At 66.7% G+C, this 7,615-nt stretch carries 9 protein-coding genes; 5 read left to right on the forward strand and 4 right to left on the reverse strand.

The genetic code is table 11. The annotated features are described in order from the left end of the window. Both ELR45_RS40475 and ELR45_RS06405 read right to left on the reverse strand, forming a co-directional pair. On the reverse strand, nt 1–380 hold a 380-nt coding region (locus ELR45_RS40475; protein ID WP_240759218.1), incomplete at its 3' end, for a peptidoglycan bridge formation glycyltransferase FemA/FemB family protein. Nucleotides 381–391: 11 nt separating this feature from the next. Continuing rightward, nucleotides 392–1,186, reverse strand: coding sequence for a deoxyribonuclease IV (locus tag ELR45_RS06405; RefSeq protein WP_129664430.1), 795 nt, complete (start codon nt 1,184–1,186; stop codon nt 392–394). 206 nt (nt 1,187–1,392) lie between these two features. Here ELR45_RS06405 and rpsF point away from each other — a divergent pair, with 206 nt between their 5' ends. The 4 genes from rpsF to rplI all read left to right on the forward strand — a co-directional run bounded on the left by rpsF (nt 1,393) and on the right by rplI (nt 3,056). Then, entirely contained in the window at nt 1,393–1,683 is a 291-nt protein-coding gene (rpsF, locus tag ELR45_RS06410) for a 30S ribosomal protein S6 (RefSeq protein ID WP_129664432.1), read from the forward strand. A 60-nt stretch (nt 1,684–1,743) separates the two neighbouring features. Next, nucleotides 1,744–2,274: a single-stranded DNA-binding protein gene (locus ELR45_RS06415; protein ID WP_129664434.1), complete on the forward strand. Its 531-nt coding sequence runs from the start codon at nt 1,744–1,746 to the stop codon at nt 2,272–2,274. An 81-nt stretch (nt 2,275–2,355) separates the two neighbouring features. After that, entirely contained in the window at nt 2,356–2,592 is a 237-nt protein-coding gene (gene rpsR / locus ELR45_RS06420) for a 30S ribosomal protein S18 (protein WP_129664436.1), read from the forward strand. A 17-nt stretch (nt 2,593–2,609) separates the two neighbouring features. Beyond that, entirely contained in the window at nt 2,610–3,056 is a 447-nt protein-coding gene (gene rplI, locus ELR45_RS06425) for a 50S ribosomal protein L9 (protein WP_129664438.1), read from the forward strand. A 138-nt stretch (nt 3,057–3,194) separates the two neighbouring features. On the opposite strand, the gene ELR45_RS06430 is transcribed toward rplI, so the two are convergent. Together ELR45_RS06430 and ELR45_RS06435 are read right to left on the reverse strand one after the other, a co-directional pair. Next, entirely contained in the window at nt 3,195–5,180 is a 1,986-nt protein-coding gene (locus tag ELR45_RS06430; RefSeq protein ID WP_129664440.1) for an ABC1 kinase family protein, read from the reverse strand. A gap of 182 nt (nt 5,181–5,362) precedes the next feature. After that, nucleotides 5,363–6,655 (reverse strand): MATE family efflux transporter, encoded by a 1,293-nt coding sequence (locus ELR45_RS06435; protein ID WP_205856137.1) that lies wholly within the window; start codon nt 6,653–6,655, stop codon nt 5,363–5,365. Between the two features lie 599 nt (nt 6,656–7,254). Between ELR45_RS06435 and ELR45_RS40480 the strand changes: the two genes are divergently transcribed. After that, nucleotides 7,255–7,615: DnaB-like helicase N-terminal domain-containing protein (locus ELR45_RS40480; RefSeq protein WP_420813841.1), on the forward strand; the 361-nt coding region annotated here is incomplete at its 3' end.

The raw sequence follows: 7,615 nt of genomic DNA on the forward strand, positions 1-7,615 counted from the left end.
GTTGCGTTGCCCCATACGCGCGTCGTAACCCACGGACCCATCCGAAGCCCGAACGCCCCGAACGCCTTCACGTGGGCCGCCAGCGGATCGAGCCAGCGCTTCAGGTCGCCGGCCTTGGCGGCCGACTCCCAGTCGATGGCCGGGCCCTCAGGGAGATAAGCGAGGTAGCGACGGATCTTGGGAGCCTGACGGTACAAGATCAGCCCGGCACCGACGATCGTGTCGCCGTCGAACCAGCCGATCGACTCCGACTTCCAGTCCCGTTTGACCTGTGCCCAAGCGGGTGTCTGCAGGAAACTGACCGAAGTCCGGGCAGCGATCGCGGCAAGGTGCTCGTCGCGCGAGATCTGCCGGACGGTGAGAGCGGAGCTGTGTGTCACGGACGATCAGGCTACCTGCCGGCAACGTATTCGCGTAGCGCGGTGAGGTCGTCGCCCTCACCGGTCTTGGCCCCAGGCGTCTCAAGGATCACCGGTGCGCCGGCCTGCAGGACCACTTCCGCGATGGGTTCCAGCCCGATCGTTCCCTCGCCGAGATTGGCGTGCCGGTCCGCCCCGGAGTCGAACTCGTCGCGGCTGTCATTCGCGTGGACCAGATCGATCCGGCCGGTGATCGCCATGATCCGGTCCACGACGTCGGCGAGGTCGATACCGGCGGCGAACGCGTGACAGGTGTCGAGACAGAAGCCGAGGCCGTGGTCGGCGACGGCCTCCCATACTCGGGCGATGCGTTCGAGTTTGCGCGCCATGGCTTGGTCGCCGCCCGCGGTGTTCTCGATGAACACCGGAACCTTGGCGTCGAGCCGCTCGGCGCATTTGCGCCAGTTGTCGATGCCCTTCTCCGGGTCGTCGTCCTTGAGTACGTGCCCGCCATGGATGACCAGGCCCTTCGCGCCGACCTCCGCGGCGAGATCGACCTGCTGCTGGAGCAGTTTCCGGCTCGGAATCCGGACGCGGTTGTTCGTCGTGGCGACGTTGAGCACATACGGGGCATGGACGTAAAGGTGGACGTCCGCGTCCGCGGCCGCCTTGCGCAGCGCGTCAGCGCCACCTGGGTACGCCACCGTCGGGGCCTTCCACCCCTGCGGGTCACCGAGGAAGAACTGGACGGCGTTGGCGCCGCGCGCCTGTGCCCCTGCGATGGGATCGTCTTTTGCGACGTGTGCACCGATACGTAGCTCGACCATGGCATGACGCTACCGCGTCGAACCGACAGCTCGTTCGTCTCCTCGCTGTTCCGCTGGTACGCTTGCTCGCGGCTTGGTTGCGCGCGTTGGGTGTAAACCTCTGAGCATCATTTGTGACACCTGAGAGCAGACACCGAGCCGCGACGTCATAGCCCTCCTGCCACGGAGAGACCGTGGCCGTGAAGACCACAGGAGGTGATACGGCAATGCGTCATTACGAGGTCATGGTGATCCTGGACCCCGAGTCCGAGGAGCGCACCGTTGCCCCAACACTCGAGGAGTACCTCGGCGTGGTGCGTGAGGCCGGTGGCTCGGTCGAGAAGGTCGACATCTGGGGCCGCCGCAAGCTCGCGTACGAGATCGACAAGAAGGGCGAGGGCATCTACGCGGTGCTCGACGTTACCTGTGAGGCCGAGACCGTAGCCGAGCTCGACCGTCAGCTTGGGCTGTCCGAATCGGTGCTGCGCACCAAGGTCGTCCGGCCAGAGGCGAACTGATACGAGCTTGGGTCGGTTGCGGGTCACCCGCACGAACACCCCGACCATAGGGAGCCATCCATGGCAGGCGAGACCGTCATCACCATAGTCGGCAACTTGACCGACGATCCGGAGCTGCGCTTCACACCCAGTGGCGCAGCGGTCGCGAACTTCACCATCGCGTCGACACCGCGCACGTTCAACCGGCAGAGCAACACCTGGGAAGACGGCGAGGCGCTGTTCATGCGCTGCTCCGCGTGGCGGCAGGCAGCGGAGAACATCGCTGAGTCGCTGCAGCGCGGGATGCGCGTCGTGGCCCAGGGCCGGCTGCGTCAGCGTTCGTTCGAGACGCAGGATGGACAGAAGCGCACGGTCGTCGAGATGGAGGTCGACGAGATCGGCCCGAGTCTGAGGTTCGCCACCGCCAAGGTGACCCGAACCCAGCGCCAAGGCGGCGGTGGGGGCGGCGGCTTCGGTGGCGGTGCCCCGCAGGGCGGCAACGACCCGTGGGCGTCCCAGGGGGCACCGGCGGGTGCGCCTGCCGGCCAGCCGCAAGCGCCCAACGATCCATGGGCCGGCGGCGGTGGCGCGGCTGAAGAGCCCCCGTTCTAGGCACCCACAGGCATCCATCTATCCACCCATCCCGGTCTGCCGCTGCGGCGGTGACCGGGCTCTTCGAAGGAGAGCACCACGATGGCTACCCCACCGGTGCGCAAACCGAAAACGAAGGTCTGCGCATTCTGTAAGGGCGAAGTCGACTATGTCGACTACAAGGACACGAATCTGCTGCGGAAGTACATCTCCGACCGCGGCAAGATCCGTGCCCGCCGTGTTTCCGGCAACTGCACGCGCCATCAGCGTGACGTTGCCATCGCGATCAAGAACGCCCGGGAGGTTGCGCTGTTGCCGTACACCTCGACGGCCCGCTGAGGAAGGCTGCGGTTGACATGAAGCTCATCCTCACCCAAGAAGTCTCCGGCCTCGGTGCCGCAGGTGATGTCATTGAGGTCAAGGGTGGTTACGGCCGTAACTACCTGATCCCCCAGGGTTACGCCATGGCGTGGACCAAGGGTGCCCAGAAGGAGATCGATGCGATCCGGCGGGCCCGTTCCAGCCGCGAGATCGCTGACCTCGACACCGCTCGCGAAGTGAAGGCGAAGCTCGAGAAGTCGCCGGTTCGGCTGTCCGCCAAGGCGGGCGACACGGGCAGGCTGTTCGGCGCGATTACCCCTGCCGACATCGCCTCCGCCGTGACCGACGCCGGCGGCCCTCCCGTCGACAAGCGCCGGGTCGAGGTCGGCAAGCCGATCAAGACGATCGGCGAGCACCGGGTTACCGTACGGCTGCACCCAGAGGTGTCCGCCGACGTCCGGCTGAACATCGTCGGGTCCTGATTCTCAACACTGCCGAGTGCCACGTGCACAAGCGCAGCGCTCAACTGAATGATCATGTTTGGTAGGTTTCTTCGACCTTTACCATGTCTGCAAGCATGGTAAAGCAGGAGAACGCCTACCAAACATGATCATTGAGGTTCACGAGCGGCGGAAGATCCGAACCAGCACGCGAAGCGCGAGGATTGCGCTGATCACTAGCAGGTTGTAGCCGATCAGCTCGTGCAGGCTGACGTCCTCGGTGATCTCGGGACCGCCACCCATACCGAGCAGGATGACGGCCATGATGCCGGTGGTGGCCGCGATGAAGGCGACCAGGATCTCGTGTAGCAGGCCGGTGATGACGGCGCGGTCTCGCTCGTCGGCGAGGAAACGTACGTTGAGTCCGAGTCGTCCGTGCTCGGCGGCGTTCGCGATCCGCTCAACACGTCGTGGCAGCCGCCGCAGGACGGGCACCAGTCGAGCGAGCTCTTCGGTCGCGGACTGCTTGAGCTGGTCCGGCGCAAGCTGCTCGGTCATGTAGCCACTGGCGAGCGAGCGAGTCTCGCTGATCAGGTTGAAGCTAGGTGCAACGGCGCTGAGCGTCCCCTCCGCCGTTGCGAGAGTGCGAAATACGGCCGCCACCTCAGGCGGGATCGACAGGCCGTGATCGGCGACGATGCGAAACAGATCGCCGAACATGCGTGCACTCGGAGAACCGGAACCGCTCACGTGTCGGGCCAGGAACCGACCCAGATCGCGTTCGAGACGCTGCTCATCGATCTCGTCGGGGCGTGGAACCAGCTCGAGCAACGCGTCGCTGACAGCGAGCGGATCGCCGTGGTCCACTCCGAGCAGCAGCCGCTGCAGAGCCTCACGGAGCGAACCGTCGAGCCGGCCGACTGAGCCGAAGTCCAAGAGGCCGAGCCGCCCGTCGTCGAGTACGAGAATGTTTCCCCCATGCGGGTCGGCGTGGAACACACCCGCGTCGATGATCTGGTGGAAGAGAACGGACAGCAGCGACCTGGCAATGCGGGTACGAGACAGGCCGTTTTGGTCGATAGCGGGACCGGCGGCATTGAGTGGTGTGCCCCGCAACCGCTCCATGACAAGAACCCGCTCGGTGCACAGCTGTGCATGGACGCCTGGAAGCCGCACGTCGGAGCCGGCGGGGTGCGCCTCGGCGATGGCGACGATGTTGTCGGCCTCGACACGATAGTCGAGCTCCTCGCGGATCGCCGCGGCAAGCCCTTCGGCCAGGGTGGACAGGCCCATGCCGCGGGCCCAGTCCGTCCCGTTCTCCAACCGGGCAGCGAGCCGGGCGGCGATGTCGAGGTCGCGTTCGACGACGGGCCGGATGCCGGGCCGCTGCACCTTGACGACGACTTCCTCGCCGGAGTGCAGGCGCGCCACGTGGACCTGACCGACGGAGGCGGCGGCCAGCGGGGTCGGGTCGATGTCGGCGAAGATCTCCCTAGCAGGGGAACCGAGCTCGCTCAGCAGGACCCTCTCCACGTCCTCCCAGGGCACGGGCTCGGCATCGTCCTGCAGGCTGGCAAGTTCAGTGACCATCTCGACGGGCAGCATGTCCCGCCGCGTGGCCATGATCTGGCCCATCTTGACGAAGGTGACGCCGCCCCGGTTGAGTGTCGCGGTCAGGGCGCGGCCGAGCTGCGCTCGCCCGCTGGGTACCGCTAGGGCCCGCCGCCGGCCACCGCGGATGTAGGGACCGAGGCCGTTCCGGACGGCGATGCCGATGATCTGCCAGTACCGCCGGGCGCGCTTGAAGCGGCCTCGGAGACCCCGGCCCCAGATGCGGGCCGGTGGGATGGAGCCGAGCGGGGCGAACGCCTCGACGACGACGATGAACGCCATGGACGCCAGCACGATACAGACGAGCGAGAGCAGCAGGAACCAGAACGTGGTCCCGTCGAAGTCGATCTCCGGGTCAGGATCCTGCGCATCCGGCGCGACCGGACCCAGGATGGCGATCATGATGAACGGGCCCACGAACAGGGCGAAAGCACCGGCCAGGATCAGCCGCACCACGCCGAGCCGGATCCCCAGCAGTCGCTGTGCGGCCATGCCGACGATCAACGACATGACGAAGCCGAAGATGAGGACGGTGGGCAGCGCGAGTACGTGCATGAAGAGCGATTCCCTCGTTCATGACCAGCCGGCGATGGCTGGCAGTGTGCCTACCGGTGGTCTCATCCGGCGGCTGTGTCGTAATGCTGGCTCGTTCGTCGACAGTGTGGCAGCTCATCGCCGCCGGCATGGCAGCGACATCCAGACGCGTCGTGGACGTTGCATACGAGCGACGGCCTGGGTCAGCGGACGGCCCCGGTGATGGCCCAAGTTCCGCGCCGCTCACGGAGGTCGAGGGTGATCAGGCGAGCCAACGTCCACAGTCCGACGGCCATCCACAGGGCGACGATACCGGTGGTACCGGAGAGATCGAGGAGCATGACGGCAAGCGCCGCCGGCAGGAAGACCGCCACGGAGAGGACGGACGCCCAGGCCAGGTAGCGCCCGTCGCCCGCACCGATCAACACGCCGTCCAGGACGAAGACCCAACCGGCCAGGGGTTGCAATGCGGCAGCGACGATCAGTGCGGCGACGAGCAGCGAGCGAACCTCCGCGTCCTGGGTGAACAGCTGAGCGTAGAGCGATCCGACGGCGAGGACGACCACGGCAAGGGCGAACCCGCACAACACGCCCCACTGGACCATCCGGCGGGTGATCGAACGGGCCTCATCGACGTCATCGGCACCGAGTGCCCGGCCGACGAGTGCCTGCGCGGCGATGGCGATGGCGTCCAAGATGAGCGCGAGCAGTGTCCACGTCGTGAACGCGACCTGGTGGGCGGCAAGTTCGGACGTGCCGAGGTCGGTGGCGACGACGGTGGTCAGAATCAACGCGACTCGCATGGCCACGGTACGGATGATCAGCGGAATGCCTGCCCCGAACGAGCGTCGTACCCCGTTCCAGCGGGGTCCTAGGGAGACGCCGTGACGCCTAGCTGCCCGGCTGACGACGATGATGAAGACCAGGGCCATGGCGGCCTGGGCAATGACCGTCCCGATAGCGGAGCCTGCGATGCCGAGGCCGAAGCCGTGTACCAGCACGATGTTCAGGACGACGTTGCCGGCGGCGCCACACGCGGCGACGTGCAGCGGCGTGCGGGTGTCCTGCAGGCCGCGGAGCACGCCCGTGGCCGCCAGGACGAGGAGCATGAACGGGATGCCGAGGAGGCTGATCTGCAGGTAGGTCTCGGCGTGCTCCGCGACGTCGGGCGCGGGATTGAAGCGTTCGACCACCCACGGCGTGAGCGGCCAGCCGACGCCGAGTGTTCCGGCGCCGATGAGGACGGCAAGCCAGCAGCCGTCGATGCCGGATCGGAGCGCGCCGGAGAGGTCGTTCGCGCCCAGCATGCGGGCGACGGCGGCGGTGGTGCCGTAAGCGAGGAAGATAGAGACGTTGACCAGGGTGGACAGGACGGTCGCTGCGATGCCTAGGCCGGCCAGCTCCGGGGTTCCCAGGCGTCCGACGATGGCCGAGTCCGCGAGGAGGAAGAGCGGCTCGGCGACGAGGGCACCCAGGGCGGGGAGCGCCAGCCGCATGATCTCGCCGTCTGCCGCGTGCCGCCGGAACGCTTGGGGTCTGCGGAAGACTCGAGAGCGGCGGGGTCCTCCCGGGCGGCTGGCGGTCCCGGGGCGGCGTGGCCCGGTGGGGGGACCAGGTGTGCGGCGACCGGACATGGCAGTAGTGACGGTACGTGTTGGTCATGACAGGCGCGCCGCATGTCTCGGATCATGAGATGGTCGCCTGTGGATGTGAATCCACAGGCGGTGGAGAGCGTCAGCGCAGGTGAGAAGGGGCTGTTGCGGATCTGCGAGGACAATTCGGACTGCTCGTCCCCAGGGTTGTCCACACCTGGGGATGATCGTTTCCGTGGCGACCTGCGGGATGCGTCTCGTCATCCACAGGCGGTGCATAAGGGGTGTGCGTGTCGAGCTTGGTAGATACCTCGAGACGGCCCTACGGTCTGGAGAGGTCAGAGGCAGGCGAGGGGATTGCGTAGTGCGGCAATTGACGATCAGCGAACCCTGTCGGTGGCAGCTGTTAGAACGTGTGTATGAGCTGATCGCCTTGGAGGGGGTACTCGGTGAGCGTCACTGAACTGCCGAACCGCGACGAGACGCCCGCTGGTGGCTACGGCATGACGCCGCCTCAGGATGTCGCGGCCGAGCAATCGGTCCTGGGCGCGATGCTGCTGTCCAAGGACGCGGTGGCCGATGTCGTGGAGGTCTTGCGCGGGACGGACTTCTATCGCCCGGCGCACGAGCTGGTCTATGAGTCGATCATCGACCTGTACGGGCGAGGCGAGCCGGCGGATGCCGTGACTGTCGCCGCCGTGCTGCAGAAGAACGGTGAGCTCGGCCGTGTCGGGGGAGCGCCGTACCTGCACACGTTGGTCTCCTCTGTGCCGTCTGCGGCCAACGCCGGCTACTACGCCAACATCGTCCGCGAGCAGGCGATCCTGCGCCGCCTCGTCGAGGCGGGAACCCGCGTCACGCAGA

This window comes from Phytoactinopolyspora endophytica, from assembly GCF_004138495.1.
In the GTDB taxonomy this organism is placed as follows: domain Bacteria; phylum Actinomycetota; class Actinomycetes; order Jiangellales; family Jiangellaceae; genus Phytoactinopolyspora; species Phytoactinopolyspora endophytica.